The organism is Leptotrichia sp. HMT-225, assembly GCF_030644325.1.
In the GTDB taxonomy this organism is placed as follows: Bacteria; Fusobacteriota; Fusobacteriia; order Fusobacteriales; family Leptotrichiaceae; genus Leptotrichia; species Leptotrichia massiliensis.
This window is the reverse complement of sequence record NZ_CP130323.1, coordinates 1,691,676-1,706,860: the sequence shown is the minus strand read 5'-3', so window position 1 is coordinate 1,706,860 and position 15,185 is coordinate 1,691,676. Positions and strand designations below refer to the sequence as shown.

Below are 15,185 nucleotides of genomic sequence, written 5' to 3'. Positions count from 1 at the left end.
ATTCTAATTAAATAAATCAATATTTTCAAAAGGATGTCTTATATTTTTCTTCAGTTTACTTTTACGTACATATCCATACGTGAAATCAGGATATGTATTAGGATAATATACAAAAACCCATTCTCCAAAATCCTGTATTTCTCCAACAGAATCATCTTTTCCAAGCTTTTTCACAATTTTAGAATTTACATCAGGTTTTTCCATAATATTTACAGACTTTTCTGGTGACTTTATAGCATATTCGACAGTAAAGTTTCCGTATACTTTTTCATCAAATTTTTCATCAGATAATTTTATTTTTGGTGCTTTTATTTCTTTAACATTTACCAACTCACTGTATAATAAGGTTGCATTACATCCTAATTTAGGTTTTAGAGATTTCAGTCTTATTTTCACAGTCATTTCTTTATAGCCTGCCTTATTTTTCTTTATTTTGGTGTTCTTAAATATTTTTTGAACCATCTTCAATGTATCTTCTTCGTGATTTCTGTATTCAAGTGAAGGATTACTGGCAAGAGCTTTAGCATACCCTTCATCTGACAAATCATTTGGCCATACATAAACTATTTTTCTACCAAAATCCTCGGGATTATTCGGTATAAAAAACAGTTTTACTGAGTTACCATCAATTGCATCACAGTCATCTTCATCAGTCCATTCAAAGCGAAGTGTACCTTCTGTTTCAAAAACATTATTTTCATCTCCACTTGAAATTAGTTTTACACTGGAAGCGGCACTGGAAATGAAAGAGATTGTAAATAAAATGACTAAAGTAAGAATAGAAAAAATATTTTTTTTCATAGTTTATCTCCCTTTTCTTTAAAACTATAGTAATAAAACTAATTAATTTTAAAATTTAGTATCAATTATAAAATAACTTTTAAAAATATACATCATAATAGTCTAAATTTTCACCATTTTCTCCTGTTTGCAGTTCCCAGTCTATCCTTACCACTTTCTGTTCTCCCTTATAACTAATTATTAATCTCGCTTCTGGAATTCCTTCAGGAACGATTCCCATAAAGCTATAAACTACATTTTTTTGAGGCTTAATTATAAATCCTGTTCCAATAGGGTAAAAATATGAATCATTCCATTCAACATAATTATGTTCTACAGTAACTCCGTCAACTTTTGCAACAAATTTTATTTCCCTATCAAAATCATTTCTCCTTGCTAGCAACAATTTCCCTTTTCCTAATGAAGTATAGCTTTTTGTTAATGGATTTGCATAAATAGTAAGTACCTTTATCTTTCCGTAACATGATATGAACATTAATATTGATAATATAAGCATAAAAAATTTTATAGATATATTTTTCTTGTACATACTTTTCAACTCCTTCTTAAAGTTATTGTGATTTTAATTATTTGTCTAAAGCATCATACATTTCTGCCAGCTGAACAGCTCTTTCTTCAGTAAGTTTTGCGGCAGTATTAAGTGAAAATAGAATTCCCATGCTTCCACCATCAGGATTATTTATATAATAGCTATTTTCTATTTCAGAATCCCTATATTTAATCCATGCACGTTGTACATTCCTAAGTTTGTTCTTTGTTACAGGATTAACAGTTTTCATTATTTTCTGATATACAATGTTCAGTTCCTTGTCCCATTCTTCTTCGGTTTTTCTTAAAGCTTCCTTCTGCTCAAAATCATTGCCTTCATCTACATTTGCAAATACACTGTTACGGAAATTACTCATACGGCTTATTAATGCATCTTTATACTGACCTGAAATACTAATGCTGGAAATCAATAAAAATACTAACATTCCTAAAAATTTATTTTTTGAAATTTTCATCTAAATTACCTCCTTTTATGTTTTAGTAAAAGTTTATAATTACAAAATTTAAAATTAGACTTTAAATTATTTTTTTAGAAAATGATGGGAAATTACCATTCTCCACCACCTCCACCGCCAGAACCTCCGCCACTGTAGCCGCTGCCACTGGAGTAACCGCTGCCACCACTGCTATAGCCACTTCTTGAACCACTGAATGAAGAAGAGGTTGAACTTCTTGAACCTTTATACGAAGAAGAATATGATTCCCTAATTTTTACTTTCATTTCTTCTTTTCTCGAATATGTATACAAACTATTAAGTTCTTTCAGCATTTCGTCATTTCTTGTTAGACTTGAATTAATTTCGATTGTCTTTTCCATCAGTTTTATAGCTTCATTTTGTACATTCAAAGCTACTGCGTAGGGTAAAATTCCTTTAAAATATTTTACTAGCTCCTCAGTACTGTCAAATTTTTTTATCTGATTTTCTTCAGCGGTTTTTATATACATTTTTAAACCTTCGATATATTCTTTTTTTCGTAAACCTTCTTCAGAATATATTTGAAAATTACGTGAATAAAGTGCATTGGCAACTAATAACAAAATAAATACTGATGCAATTAAAAAATTTTTATCTGAATACATTTCGTTTATTATATTGAAAATCATTATCTATTTCATAATAGTTAATATTTTTCCTAATAAATTTTTCTCCCATTTTTTCTTTCTTTTTCTTTAATTTTTTTAAGGCTTGTTCTTTATCTTTTAAATTTTCTTCTTTTTTCTCAAAATGTTGTTTTTTTTGAGAATTTTGTATTTTAATATCTTTGCACAAAAGCCAAAAAATTCCTGTACTAATTATTTTTTTCTCATCATCCTGATTTCCAAAATAGGAAACAAACATTGCAGACATATCATCTAGAATTTCAAATTCGGGTATAATTGTTTTTTTGGAAGGCTGTTTTAAAACTGTGAGTTTTGTAATTAACATAAGAATTAACTATACAAAGGAAAGTATTAAACTGAAGGTTAGATTTTTTGAGGTTGTAAAAAATAGTTTTAATTTATCCGAAAAACTTGGAGATATTTTATCTATTTTTAAATTTAAAAGAAATGTAATTCCTTCTTGAGGTGCTAATGGTTTTTGGTTTGTAAATTTTATTTTTTCATTTTCCTGTAAAATTTTATAATTTCTTTCGTTTATTCCTACTTTTCCTGTATAAATCTCAAATTTTTTAATTTCTTCACTTGTTATTGGTTGACCATCAGAAAATCTTATTGTAACATTAGCTTTTTCTATTGGAACTTTCCAGAATTGTGGTATTATATTGAAATATATTTGTTGAATATCTTCATGTTTAAAAATATCAGTATACATAGTATAAGTTATTTCATATATATTTTTAAGCTGTGTTATTTTTTTATCTTTTGAACCAATCTTTATTCGAAGTCCTTCATCAAACTCTTCATACGTATGTTTTACTTTTTGCCCATTCATTGTTACAGAATTTATTTTAATAAGGCTTTTTTTTAAGTTTTCTTTATCTTTTTTTCTTAAAAGAATATCTCTAAAAATGCCCCTATGATTTAAATCAGCGAACTCATATTCTATTTTTTCTGTAATTGTCAATGATGATTCTTTATTTATGTTCATTACGACATCATAATTTTTTATAGTAGAACCATTTATAATTATAGAAAAAATTAAAATTGTTATTATAAAAATAATTTTTGTTATTTTTTTCATACAAGTACCTCTTTATTTGTGTTTCTTAATAATAATGTTAATAGCTTTTTTAAGTAAAAAGCAGGTTTTGAGTCCCCGCTTTTCTGATAGAATAACGTAAATAATGTTAATATGTCTTAATTTCATTTGTTATTTCAAGTAACATTAATCAATTCTATTGTTCAAATTTAAAGAATTTAAATTTTATTAGGTTATTGTGAATAGTTTTGAGTTTGTTTTCAAATATTGTAATTGTGAATAAGTATAATATGTTTTTTGTATTTTTCTTTTTCAATTGTATATTAGCATGTAGATATTAAAGAAAAATGAGAGTTTGTAAATTTTGTAATAGAACTGTAAATCAATAAATTTAGAAATTGAGCAGATAATCTTATTTGTTTTGATAGTATTTAACACAAGAATTTAAAGTATCGTCTTTTTCCATTCTTGCCTCTTTATAGAAAACGCCATTTTTATCTCTGGCACAGATGGAGTCAGTTGCTTCAAAAGACTCATAATCAGCATCATCAATTAGTGCTTCTTTGAAGAAAATATAATTTTTATCTTTGGAATAAGGACCATTATTTAACAGTTTAAAAGTTTTGACATCAGCCTCTTTTATTTTCTGTCCTTTAAAGAATACATTTCTTTTGTCAATGTAAAAAAGACCTGCATCATTAATTTCCTTAAAAGTTTCAGGATTAGCATCGTCAATCTTTTCCCCATAATAATAAACATTGTTTTTATCTTTAGAATATTCATAGTTAATATCTTTAAAAGTCTTAGCATCTGCTCCTTTGATTATTTTTTCTTTAAAGTAAACTTTATTATTTTTTATTGAATAATCAGCGAATAACTGCACTCCTACTAATAAAATCACAATTACAAATAATAACACTTTTTTCATATTGAATTACCTCCTTTCTTCATTTATTTCTACAAATTTTCAACTTTTAATTTAACAAAATCTTTATTATAAATTATACCTTATATTTTATAAAAGTCTAGATTTTTCTTTATTTAAAAAAATAATTTTTAGAAAATAATAATTGAAAATTTTTAATTTTTAAGATATGATATTTTTATATTATTTATACGAGAAATTTAAGGAAAAGAAATATGTTTTGGAAAAGCAGGTAATTTAATCACCTGCTCTTTATAAATTTAAAGTATTGATTTGTCGACAGCATAATTTTTTATACTTTCATTTTTATTAATATAGATATTCGTATGATGTTAAATATAAATTTTTGTATCCTTGTCCATTGAAATAAAGCTTGTAAACTCCTCCTAGATCCAAATTGCTTCTAGTTCTATAGTTTACTCTTGTAAAATTAAAGTGTCTTCCAGATTCTAAACTTACACAGTTTACATATCCTACTCCATTTCTATAAGTTCCTTTGGAAGTAATTTCACATTGTTCGATAAATCTTGAAAAACTTAAAGCACTAAATAATAAAAACATAGAAATTAAAATCTTTTTCATAATAAATCACTCCTAAAATATAATTATTATAATGTAAACAATTTATTGTTTTAACTATAATTTTTTATTATGCCTTATCTTTCTTTTCAAGTTAATCATATCATATAAACATTAAAGAAAAATGAGAATTTTTAATTTTATCTTTTAAATATTAAAATTAATTATTTTTGTAAAAATTAAAAAAATAATGATTTGCCGTTATTGATAAAACTTTGAAAATATAGTATAATTATGAGATTAGAGATGTTAGTAAATACATTCAGACTTTTATTAATAAATACATATCTAGGATTTGAATTAAAATAGTTTACTATTATCGCAAATCAGACACGTTAATGACAATTGAACAAATTTTAAAACAAATAGTATCATTTAAAATTTAGGGAGGTAGTATTTATGTACGCATTGGATAAACAGCTTGTTTTGGAAGATGGTAGTGTGTATAAGGGGTATGGATTTGGAGCAGATGTGGAAATGGCTGGAGAAGTTGTTTTTAATACTGCGATGACTGGGTATCAGGAAACTATTTCAGATCCATCGTATAATGGGCAGATTATTACATTTACTTATCCGTTAATTGGAAATTATGGGATAAATAGGGATGATTATGAAACTATTAATCCAAGTATTAAGGGAATTATAACTCGTGAAATATGTAGAAAACCTTCTAATTTTAGAAATGAATTTACATTGGATGAAGTTTTGAAGGACTTAAATATTCCAGGAATTTCTGGAATTGATACACGTAGTCTGACAAAGAAAATAAGGGAGCATGGAACGATTAAGGGAATTATCGTTAGTGCAGACAAAGATCCGCAAGAAATTGCAGAAAATTTAAAAATCAATTCGTTGCCAACCAATCAAATCGAACAGGTATCGACAAAAAAGGCATTTCTTTCATCTGGAAGAGGGATGAGAGTTGTTCTGCTTGATTTAGGTATGAAATCAGGAATTATGAGGGAACTTAACTCAAGGGACTGTGATATTGTCGTAATGCCACATAATGCAACTTCTAAAGAAATTTTAAGACAAAAACCAGATGGAATAATGTTAAGCAATGGGCCGGGAGATCCGACAGATGTTCCAGAAACAATTGCTACAATTAGGGAATTAATAGATAAAGTGCCAATTTTTGGAATTTGCATGGGACATCAGCTAATTTCACTTGCCTGTGGAGCAAAGACATATAAATTGCTATTTGGACATCGTGGGGCAAATCAGCCAGTAATAAATTTACAGACTGGAAAAGTTGATATTACAGCACAAAATCATGGATATGCCGTAGATATTGACTCATTGAAGGATACAGACTTGGAACTGACACATATCGCGGTAAATGATAGGACTTGTGAAGGTGTAAGACATAAAAAATATCCAGTATTTTCGGTACAGTATCATCCAGAGGCTTCTCCAGGTCCACATGACCCAAATTATTTATTTGATATATTTATTGAAAATATGAAGAAGAATCGAAATTTTGAATACGTCGAATAAGAAGTATATAAAACTTAAATTATAAAATATTAAAATAAAATGTTGGCAAAAAAATTAATAGCAAGGAGATGTAGGGAAATGCCTAAACGAAAAGATATAGAAACGATTTTAGTGATTGGATCTGGACCGATTATTATTGGACAGGCTGCTGAATTTGATTATGCGGGGACACAGGCGTGTCTATCATTGCGTGAAGAAGGGTACAAGGTTATCCTTGTAAATTCCAATCCTGCAACTATTATGACAGATAAGGAAATTGCGGATAAAGTATATATTGAGCCATTGACTGTTGAATTTGTGTCAAAAATTATAAGAAAAGAGCGTCCTGATGCCTTGCTTCCTACTCTTGGAGGACAGGTTGGGCTAAATCTGGCTGTGGAACTGCATGAAGCAGGAGTACTGGAAGAATGTGGAGTAGAGCTGCTAGGAACTAAGCTTGACTCTATTAAGCAGGCGGAAGACAGGGAATTGTTCAGAGATTTGATGAATGAACTGGGAGAGCCTGTGCCTGAGTCAGATATTATTCATAATTTGGAAGAGGCACGTAGATTTGTGGAAAAAATTGGATACCCTGTGATTGTGCGTCCTGCCTTTACAATGGGAGGGACTGGTGGAGGAATCTGCCATAATGATGAAGAACTGGAAGACATTGTTACAAATGGACTTAGATATTCGCCAGTAACACAATGTTTATTGGAAAAATCAATTTCAGGATATAAGGAAATTGAGTATGAAGTAATGCGTGACAGTAATGATACAGCGATTGTTGTATGTAATATGGAAAATATTGATCCAGTTGGTATTCACACCGGAGATTCGATTGTAGTAGCACCTTCGCAAACGTTGACAGACAGGGAATATCACATGTTAAGGGATGTTTCGTTGAAAATAATAAGAGCATTGAAAATAGAAGGTGGGTGTAACGTTCAGCTGGCATTAGATCCGTATTCGTTCAATTATTATATTATTGAGGTAAATCCGAGGGTATCACGTTCATCGGCACTCGCTTCAAAAGCGACAGGTTATCCAATTGCGAAAATCGCTGCAAAAATTGCAGTTGGATTGACACTTGATGAAATTATAAATCCTGTTACTAAAAATTCGTATGCGTGCTTCGAGCCGTCACTTGACTATGTTGTAAGTAAAATACCGAGATTTCCGTTTGATAAGTTTGAAAAGGCAGATAGGCATTTAGGTACACAAATGAAGGCAACAGGGGAAGTAATGGCAATTGGAAGAACTTATGAGGAAAGTTTGTTAAAAGCTATTCGTTCACTTGAGTACGGAGTACATCACTTGGGGCTTCCAAATGGGGATGAATTTAGCTTGGAATACATTTTGAGAAGAATCCAGAAAGCTGGAGATGAAAGATTGTTTTTCATTGGTGAAGCATTAAGACGAGGAGTTACTCCGCAGGAAATACATGATATGACAAAAATTGACATGTTTTTCCTTGATAAAATGAAAAATATTATTGATATTGAAGTGGAATTGAAGGCAAATGTAAATAATCCAGATGCACTGCTGTTTGCCAAAAGATATGGATTTTCAGATAAAGTTATTGCACACCGTTGGAATACGACAGAAGATGAAGTTTACAAACTTCGTGAAAAATGCAATATTAAGCCTGTGTTTAAGATGGTTGATACCTGTGCGGCTGAATTTAAGTCAGAAACACCTTATTTTTACTCGACTTATGAGCAGGAAAATGAAAGTGTTGTAGGAAATAAGAAAAAAATTATTGTACTTGGCTCAGGACCTATTAGAATTGGGCAAGGTGTTGAATTTGACTATGCTACAGTTCACGCTGTGAAGGCGATAAAAGAGTCTGGATATGAGGCAATTATTGTAAATAACAACCCAGAAACTGTTTCAACGGACTTTTCAATTTCGGATAAGCTTTATTTTGAGCCGCTTACGGAAGAAGATGTTATGGCGATAATCGAGCTTGAACAGCCAGAAGGCGTTGTTGTTCAGTTTGGTGGGCAGACGGCAATTAACTTGGCTGAAAAATTGGCAAGACATGGTGTTAAAATATTGGGAACAGCACTTGAAGAAATTGATAATGCGGAAAATCGTGATAAATTCGAGGCATTGCTGCATAAATTGAATATTCCTCAGCCTCTTGGAAAAACTGCGTTTGATACGGAAACTGCTGTAAAAAATGCGGCTGAAATTGGGTACCCTGTTCTAGTACGTCCATCTTATGTATTAGGTGGAAGAGCAATGGAAATCGTATATCGTGAAGAGGAATTGCGTCAATATATGGAAAATGCCGTAAAAGTGTCGCCTGATCATCCTGTGCTTACTGACAGATATTTAGTTGGAAAGGAAATCGAGGTGGATGCAATTTGCGATGGGGAAACAGTTGTGATTCCTGGAATTATGGAGCATATCGAAAGAGCGGGAGTCCATTCTGGAGATTCTATTGCGGTTTACCCTCCACAAAGCATTATAGATTCACAAAAACGTACATTAATTGACTATACAACAAGGCTTGCAAAGGGATTAAACATTATAGGGCTTTTGAATATTCAGTATGTAATTAGTGATGGAGAAGTTTATGTATTGGAAGTAAATCCTAGAAGTTCAAGGACAGTTCCGTTTTTAAGCAAGATTACAGGTGTTCCTATGGCAAATCTTGCTATGAAGGGAATTCTTGGAGAAACGTTGAAAAGTAAAGGATACCAAACTGGATTAATTGAAGAAAGCAAACATGTGTATACAAAAGTTCCTGTGTTCAGTTTCCAGAAATTAAAAGATGTGGATACAACACTAGGGCCTGAAATGAAGTCAACAGGAGAAGTTATGGGAAGTGATGAAAACCTTGAAAAATCACTTTACAAAGGGCTAATTTCATCTGGAATTAAAGTTAAGGATCAAGGAAGCGTATTGTTTACAATTAGTGGAACTGCAAAAGAGGAAGCTTATGGACTAGCTAAGAGATTTTCTGACTTGGGCTATCATATAATGGCTACAAAAGGTACAGCCAGATATTTTGAAGAAAAAGGGCTTCGTGTTGAAACTGTTGGAAAAATTGAAGAAGAAGGGAAATATGAACACGATGTGCTAGGGCTGATTTATAAAGGACTTGTTGATATGGTAATAAATACAGCTGGTAAGAAAAAGACTGCAAGAAACGATGGATTTAAAATCAGACGTGCCGCAAGTGAGCAGGAAATAGCCTGCCTGACTTCACTTGATACAACGGACGCTTTACTGAAAGTTTTGGAATCTATTTCATTTAATGTAAGTTCGATATAATTAATTATTGATTTTATTAAATAAAATAGAAAATAAATTTTAAAAATTACCAATTTCGTTAGTTTTATTTTGAGTAATAAAATTAGGGGAATTGGTAAAATTTTTAAGAAAATTGAATAAATAAAAAATACTGGAGTAAAAATGAATTATAAAAAAATAATATTAATAGGATTTCTTTCGATTTTTTTATTTTCCTGTGATGATACATTTAAGGAAATTGGAAGAAAATTTAGTATAAAAAAAGTGAAAAATGAAGAGATGGAGAAGTACAACGGTTATATTGAAATTCATAATAATGTAACAAATATTGAGAATGAAATTTCAAAATATATTGATGTGGCTGGAGAAGGCAAGGAAATAAATGTACAGGAAATGGGGACTTTGGAAAGCGTTCCTGTTATTAAAATCGACAATGCTGTTATCCAGAAACTTGAAAAAAATATAAATTCAAAATTTAAGATGGAAAAGCTGGATAACTCTTCCAAAAAATTATTGCCAATTTTAAAAGAATTAAAAGCGGTAACGGATTCTATGACAAATTACTATGGAAAAAAAGAACATTTGGCAGATGACTTTGCAAAAGGGCGGCAATTACATACGAATTTTTTAAAAATTTATAAAAGATATAAAGAAAGTGCAGACGCTTTCAAAACGGAAGTGGCAAATAAATCGAAGGAAAGAATGCAGAAAATACTGGAAACATATAAAAATGAAGGCAGCCTAATAAAATACAATTTGACAATTTTGATAAACAGTTGTGAAGATTTTGTGGATAAAATGGATAATCAGAAACTTAGCATGACAACCTTTATAAAAGGTGATTTAGGGAAATTAAAAAAAGCACAGCAAAATATTTTAGTGGCTTCAGCTAACTTCCAGAAAGCAATTGCAAACGAGAAACAGCTAAAAAAAGAGAATTACACAAAAGAAAAATTGGAAATATTTAACAAACAGCTTGCAGAATTTGAAAAATCGGTTACAATATTTATTAAGGAAATTGAGAAAAGCAAGTCGATGAGCAAGAGCGAGATTGAGAAGAAAGTTTATACGGAGGATATGACTGGGACTCCGAATGATGTAATTAAGAAGTATAATAAACTGGTAAATGATTATAATAATTTGATGAATTAACTATTTATTGCTTTAATATTGCCGATTTTATTTCCAAAAAAATTAAATAAATAAAAATTTAATTTACTTAACAAATTATATAGAAAAAAAGGAGAATCGTGAAAAAGAAATTAACAAGATTAGGAAAATTTATAAGTTTGATTTTAAGGCATAAGCCTGAGATGATTGGAATTGAACTGGATAGGAATGGATGGGCTAATGTAGATGAGCTTATTAATGGAATAAGTCGCTCTGGAGATGTTGAAAATGGAAAAGAGGAACGGATAAATTTTGAAATTTTGGAGGAGATTGTAAGGAATAACAGTAAAAAGAGATACGAATTTAATGAGGATTTTACAAAAATTAGGGCTTGTCAAGGGCATAGCATAGATGTTGACTTAGAATTTAAAGCTGTTAAACCTCCTAAAATTTTGTATCATGGGACAGCGGATAGATTTTTGGAGCAGATAAAAAAAGAGGGGTTAAAAAAGAAAAGTAGGCAATTTGTACATTTGTCAGAGACGGAAGAAACGGCATATTCTGTTGGTCAACGCCACGGTAAGCCGTTTATAATAAAAGTTTTGGCTGAGAAAATGTATGAGAATGGGAAAGAATTTTTTATTTCAAAAAATGGCGTTTGGTTGACTGATGATATTGAAGTGAAATATTTGGAATTTTAAAATAAATTATCAAACCATTTTATTAATATAAAAAACAGAAAGATGAAAGAAGGGATTTTTTATGAAATTGGGAATTGTTGGTTCAGGGATGATTGTTCAGGAATTTTTGCCTAGTCTTGTTCAGTTGGAAGGTCTCGAAATCATGGGGATGCAAGGGACAAAAAAGAGTATTGGAAAAGTTGAGGAAATTTGTGTAAAATATGGTATTCCGAAATTTACTGATGATTTTAACAAACTTTGTGAATTTGGGATTGACACTGTTTATATTGCTGTTCCGAATTTTTTGCATTTTGAATATTGTAAAAAAGCATTAGAAAAAGGCTTGAATGTTATTGTTGAAAAGCCGATGACAACTAATTATGGACAAGCTAAAGAATTATCAGATTTAGCAAAAGAAAAAAAACTGTTTTTATTTGAAGCGATAACAACACTTTATTTTGAAAATTATAAAAAGATAAAAGACTGGATTGGGAAAATTGGAGATGTGAAACTTGTTCAGAGCCAGTATAGTCAGTATTCCAGCAGATATGACGCTTTTAAGAGAGGAGAAATTTTACCTGTATTTGATCCCGAAAAAGCTGGAGGAGCATTGATGGACTTGGGGCTGTATAATTTACATTATGTTTTAGGACTTTTTGGAAAGCCTGAAAATGTGAAGTATTATGCTAATATTGAGAGAAATATTGACACGAGCGGAGTTCTTATGATAGAATACAAAAATTTCAATGCTATGTGTGTATGTGCAAAAGATAGCGAAGGAGAAAGAATAGGCGTGATTCAAGGAAGTGAAGGAAAAATCATAAGTGAAGAAGCACCATCACTTGTCGGAAAAGTCACATTAAAAATGTACGATGGAACAACAGAAAGTTTTGATGATAGATTTTCAAAAGATAGAGTTGTGCCTGAGTTTAAAGCATTCATTCATGCAGTAAATGAAAATGACTTGGAATTTTGCTATAAACAGCTGGAAAAAAGCCTTCTGGTAAGCGAAGTGCAGACAAAAGCTAGACTTGGAGCGGGGATTAGGTTTCCGCAGGATTAGAAAATTGTAAAATAAGGAGAGAAAATGGAAAAAGAAAAAGTTTCAATAATTGTGCCAATGTATAATGCAGAAAAATTTATTGGGAAAACAATAGAATCAGTGTTTTCACAGACTTATAAAAATTGGGAAATGCTTATTATGAATGATGTTTCAACGGATAACAGTCTTGCAGTTGTAAATGAATATGCAAAAAAAGATGATAGAATAATGGTTGTAAATACTGAAAAAAATATGGGTGTTGTAAAAGGGAGGAATCATTTAATTGATTTGGCAAATGGGAAATATATTGCATTTTTGGATGCTGATGACTACTGGCACAGCCAAAAATTAGAAAAGCAGATACAATTTATGAAAGAAAAAAATGCAGGCATAAGCTGTACAGAATACACGAGAGTTAAGGAAAATGGTGAAAAAATCAATGAAGTTGTAATTAAATCGAAAATCTCCTATACTGATATGCTAAAAAATAACTATCTAGGCTGTCTTACAGTTATGTATGATGTGGAAAAAGTTGGGAAGCGGTATTTTAAGGAGCTGGAAAAAAATGAGGATTATGTTCTTTGGCTGGAAATTGTGAAAGATGTGAAAACAATTTTTGGACTCAAGGAAAATTTGGCTTATTATCGAGTACTGGATAATTCCCGTTCGAGCAATAAGGCTAAAACGGCAAAAGTTCGTTGGGAAATTTATCGGAAAGTTGAGAAATTGCCGTTTTTGAAGTCGATTTATTATTTTTTGCATTATGCAGTCAGGGCGGTATTGAAAAGTAAATAGAATTTAGAAATAAAAAATTATGAAGAATGTTTTTTTGACACACAGAAAAAAATATGCTAACATATAGAAAAGTGAATAATTTGGATGAAGGTATGAGGAGAGATTTTATCTCATTTATAAATTTGTAAATGTAGAATAAAACACCGAAGAAGTAACTCTTTCAGGTAAAAGGACTCATAGTGGACGAGCCTCTGGAGAGACTGTCTTAAATGACGGCACCGAAGGAGCAAAGGAATTTTTATTCCCTAAACTCTCAGGTAAAAGAACAGAGAATAATACATATAAAATTATGGATTTTATATTTCTTTTTTTATATAAAAGAAATTTTAAGAGGTTGTCTTGACTTTATTTAAGTAAAAGACAGCCTTTTTCTTTGATTTATAATAAAATTTGTATTAAAACGCTTTAAGCTTTTCTATCCATTCTAAAATTCAGAAATAAAAAACGAAGGAGAAGGATTTAGATGTTAGAAATTATTAAAAATTTTAATGAATTTTTTTGGGGAGTTATTTTAATTGTTTTGTTAGTTGGAACAGGAGTATTTTATACATTTCGACTGAAATTTATTCAAGTTAGGGAGTTTAAGAGCGGTTTGAAACAGTTGACGAGCGGATTTGACTTGAGCGGAGAAAAGGCGGATAATAACGGGATGTCGTCGTTTCAGGCTTTAGCAACGGCTATTGCAGCACAAGTTGGAACAGGAAATCTCGCAGGAGCGGCAACAGCGATTGTATCAGGAGGCCCAGGGGCAATATTCTGGATGTGGGTAAGTGCATTTTTTGGAATGGCAACAATCTATTCAGAAGCTGTATTAAGTCAGATTTTTAAACAGAAAAAAGATGGAGAAATGACAGGAGGCCCAGCCTACTACATTGAAACATTATTTAAAGGAGGAAAAGGGGCCAAATTTCTGGCAGGATTCTTTGCGGTTTCATGCGTACTGTCTTTAGGATTTATGGGAAATGCGGTTCAGGCAAATTCGGTAGGAGATGCTTTTCATAATGCTTTTCATATTCCGACAGTTATAACAGGTATATTTTTGGCAATTTTATCTGGATTTATATTTTTTGGAGGAGTAAAAAGAATTGCCTCAGTTACTGAAAAAATAGTTCCTATTATGGCAGTTCTTTATGTTGTAATATGTCTGTTCATTATTGTGTTAAATATTGGAAATGCAGGTTTGGCATTTAAAGCGATTTTTGTGAATGCTTTTTCTACAAAGGCAGTTTTAGGTGGATTTTTAGGAATGGGGATAAAAAAGGCAATAAGATTTGGAGTGGCAAGAGGTCTATTTTCAAATGAGGCTGGAATGGGGTCAACTCCGCATGCTCATGCAATTGCAAAGGTTAAAAATCCTGAAGATCAAGGGCATGTTGCAATTGTCACAGTTTTTATTGATACTTTTGTAATTTTGACATTATCAGCATTAGTAATTTTGATTGCAGACGGAAAAGCGGATGGAACTGGGATTTCATTGACACAACAGGCATTTCACGCAGTATTAGGGCATTTTGGAGTGATTTTTGTTGCAGTTGCATTATTCTTTTTTGCGTTTTCTACTATAATTGGATGGTATTTCTTTGGGGAAGCTAATGTGAAATATCTGTTTGGTAAAAAAGCGCTTAATATTTATAGAATTTTAGTAATGATTTGCATAATTGCCGGCTCACTTCAAAAAGTTGATTTAGTGTGGGAACTGGCTGATATGTTTAACGGTCTTATGGTAATTCCAAATTTGATAGCATTGATTTGTTTGCATAAATTGGTGGTTGAAGTTACAAAAAAAGATCCGTTGTTAGAGGATTAACGACAAATAAAAATAT

Annotated in this window: 15 protein-coding genes and 1 riboswitch; of the genes, 7 read left to right on the top strand and 8 right to left on the bottom strand. The window is 31.0% G+C overall.

All coding sequences use genetic code 11. The features are described 5' to 3' along the window. Positions 1-3: 3 nt before the first annotated feature. The 8 genes from QU666_RS08345 to QU666_RS08310 form a co-directional block, all read right to left on the bottom strand. Complete coding sequence (locus tag QU666_RS08345) at positions 4-801, bottom strand: hypothetical protein (RefSeq protein ID WP_021769122.1); 798 nt, start codon at positions 799-801, stop codon at positions 4-6. 79 nt (positions 802-880) lie between these two features. Next, a complete protein-coding gene (locus QU666_RS08340) occupies positions 881-1,330 on the bottom strand; it encodes a hypothetical protein (protein WP_021769121.1) in 450 nt (149 codons plus the stop codon). Positions 1,331-1,367: 37 nt separating this feature from the next. After that, positions 1,368-1,805, bottom strand: coding sequence for a lysozyme inhibitor LprI family protein (locus QU666_RS08335; protein WP_021769120.1), 438 nt, complete (start codon positions 1,803-1,805; stop codon positions 1,368-1,370). A gap of 92 nt (positions 1,806-1,897) precedes the next feature. After that, positions 1,898-2,431, bottom strand: coding sequence for a DUF2207 domain-containing protein (locus QU666_RS08330; protein WP_198012123.1), 534 nt, complete (start codon positions 2,429-2,431; stop codon positions 1,898-1,900). Then, positions 2,418-2,777: a hypothetical protein gene (locus QU666_RS08325; RefSeq protein WP_021769118.1), complete on the bottom strand. Its 360-nt coding sequence runs from the start codon at positions 2,775-2,777 to the stop codon at positions 2,418-2,420. The genes QU666_RS08330 and QU666_RS08325 overlap by 14 nt, the downstream gene beginning before the upstream one ends. Positions 2,778-2,786: 9 nt before the next feature. Next, positions 2,787-3,533: a DUF2207 domain-containing protein gene (locus QU666_RS08320; protein ID WP_021769117.1), complete on the bottom strand. Its 747-nt coding sequence runs from the start codon at positions 3,531-3,533 to the stop codon at positions 2,787-2,789. Between the two features lie 370 nt (positions 3,534-3,903). Beyond that, positions 3,904-4,419 (bottom strand): DKNYY domain-containing protein, encoded by a 516-nt coding sequence (locus QU666_RS08315; RefSeq protein ID WP_021769116.1) that lies wholly within the window; start codon positions 4,417-4,419, stop codon positions 3,904-3,906. 306 nt (positions 4,420-4,725) lie between these two features. Then, positions 4,726-4,998 (bottom strand): hypothetical protein, encoded by a 273-nt coding sequence (locus QU666_RS08310; RefSeq protein WP_021768303.1) that lies wholly within the window; start codon positions 4,996-4,998, stop codon positions 4,726-4,728. A 396-nt stretch (positions 4,999-5,394) separates the two neighbouring features. On the opposite strand from QU666_RS08310, the gene carA reads away from it, so the two are divergent. The 7 genes from carA to QU666_RS08275 all read left to right on the top strand — a co-directional run bounded on the left by carA (position 5,395) and on the right by QU666_RS08275 (position 15,169). Next, a complete protein-coding gene (carA, locus tag QU666_RS08305; RefSeq protein WP_021768708.1) occupies positions 5,395-6,492 on the top strand; it encodes a glutamine-hydrolyzing carbamoyl-phosphate synthase small subunit in 1,098 nt (365 codons plus the stop codon). Between the two features lie 78 nt (positions 6,493-6,570). Then, positions 6,571-9,756: a carbamoyl-phosphate synthase large subunit gene (gene carB / locus QU666_RS08300; protein WP_036070230.1), complete on the top strand. Its 3,186-nt coding sequence runs from the start codon at positions 6,571-6,573 to the stop codon at positions 9,754-9,756. 141 nt (positions 9,757-9,897) lie between these two features. Beyond that, a complete protein-coding gene (locus QU666_RS08295) occupies positions 9,898-10,887 on the top strand; it encodes a YiiG family protein (RefSeq protein WP_021768710.1) in 990 nt (329 codons plus the stop codon). Positions 10,888-11,048: 161 nt separating this feature from the next. Beyond that, positions 11,049-11,546, top strand: a complete 498-nt coding sequence (locus QU666_RS08290) for an RNA 2'-phosphotransferase (RefSeq protein WP_370528903.1) — start codon at positions 11,049-11,051, stop codon at positions 11,544-11,546. 61 nt (positions 11,547-11,607) lie between these two features. Continuing rightward, positions 11,608-12,588: a Gfo/Idh/MocA family protein gene (locus QU666_RS08285; protein ID WP_021768712.1), complete on the top strand. Its 981-nt coding sequence runs from the start codon at positions 11,608-11,610 to the stop codon at positions 12,586-12,588. 24 nt (positions 12,589-12,612) lie between these two features. After that, positions 12,613-13,362, top strand: a complete 750-nt coding sequence (locus tag QU666_RS08280) for a glycosyltransferase family 2 protein (protein ID WP_021768713.1) — start codon at positions 12,613-12,615, stop codon at positions 13,360-13,362. Positions 13,363-13,543: 181 nt separating this feature from the next. After that, positions 13,544-13,641: riboswitch (glycine riboswitch) on the top strand. Positions 13,642-13,825: 184 nt separating this feature from the next. Beyond that, the gene (locus tag QU666_RS08275) at positions 13,826-15,169 is read left to right on the top strand and encodes a sodium:alanine symporter family protein (RefSeq protein WP_021768714.1); all 1,344 of its coding nucleotides are present in this window, start codon (positions 13,826-13,828) and stop codon (positions 15,167-15,169) included. Positions 15,170-15,185 lie beyond the last annotated feature (16 nt).

Excerpts from the sequence above, each read along its gene's own strand:
- QU666_RS08295 (WP_021768710.1), top strand. The coding sequence starts at position 9,898 with ATGAATTATAAAAAAATAATATTAATAGGATTTCTTTCGATTTTTTTA.
- QU666_RS08340 (WP_021769121.1), bottom strand. The coding sequence starts at position 1,330 with ATGTACAAGAAAAATATATCTATAAAATTTTTTATGCTTATATTATCA.
- QU666_RS08290 (WP_370528903.1), top strand. The coding sequence starts at position 11,049 with ATGATTGGAATTGAACTGGATAGGAATGGATGGGCTAATGTAGATGAG.
- carA (WP_021768708.1), top strand. The coding sequence starts at position 5,395 with ATGTACGCATTGGATAAACAGCTTGTTTTGGAAGATGGTAGTGTGTAT.
- QU666_RS08330 (WP_198012123.1), bottom strand. The coding sequence starts at position 2,431 with ATGTATTCAGATAAAAATTTTTTAATTGCATCAGTATTTATTTTGTTA.
- QU666_RS08275 (WP_021768714.1), top strand. The coding sequence starts at position 13,826 with ATGTTAGAAATTATTAAAAATTTTAATGAATTTTTTTGGGGAGTTATT.
- QU666_RS08315 (WP_021769116.1), bottom strand. The coding sequence starts at position 4,419 with ATGAAAAAAGTGTTATTATTTGTAATTGTGATTTTATTAGTAGGAGTG.
- QU666_RS08320 (WP_021769117.1), bottom strand. The coding sequence starts at position 3,533 with ATGAAAAAAATAACAAAAATTATTTTTATAATAACAATTTTAATTTTT.
- QU666_RS08325 (WP_021769118.1), bottom strand. The coding sequence starts at position 2,777 with ATGTTAATTACAAAACTCACAGTTTTAAAACAGCCTTCCAAAAAAACA.
- QU666_RS08285 (WP_021768712.1), top strand. The coding sequence starts at position 11,608 with ATGAAATTGGGAATTGTTGGTTCAGGGATGATTGTTCAGGAATTTTTG.
- QU666_RS08335 (WP_021769120.1), bottom strand. The coding sequence starts at position 1,805 with ATGAAAATTTCAAAAAATAAATTTTTAGGAATGTTAGTATTTTTATTG.
- QU666_RS08310 (WP_021768303.1), bottom strand. The coding sequence starts at position 4,998 with ATGAAAAAGATTTTAATTTCTATGTTTTTATTATTTAGTGCTTTAAGT.
- carB (WP_036070230.1), top strand. The coding sequence starts at position 6,571 with ATGCCTAAACGAAAAGATATAGAAACGATTTTAGTGATTGGATCTGGA.
- QU666_RS08280 (WP_021768713.1), top strand. The coding sequence starts at position 12,613 with ATGGAAAAAGAAAAAGTTTCAATAATTGTGCCAATGTATAATGCAGAA.
- QU666_RS08345 (WP_021769122.1), bottom strand. The coding sequence starts at position 801 with ATGAAAAAAAATATTTTTTCTATTCTTACTTTAGTCATTTTATTTACA.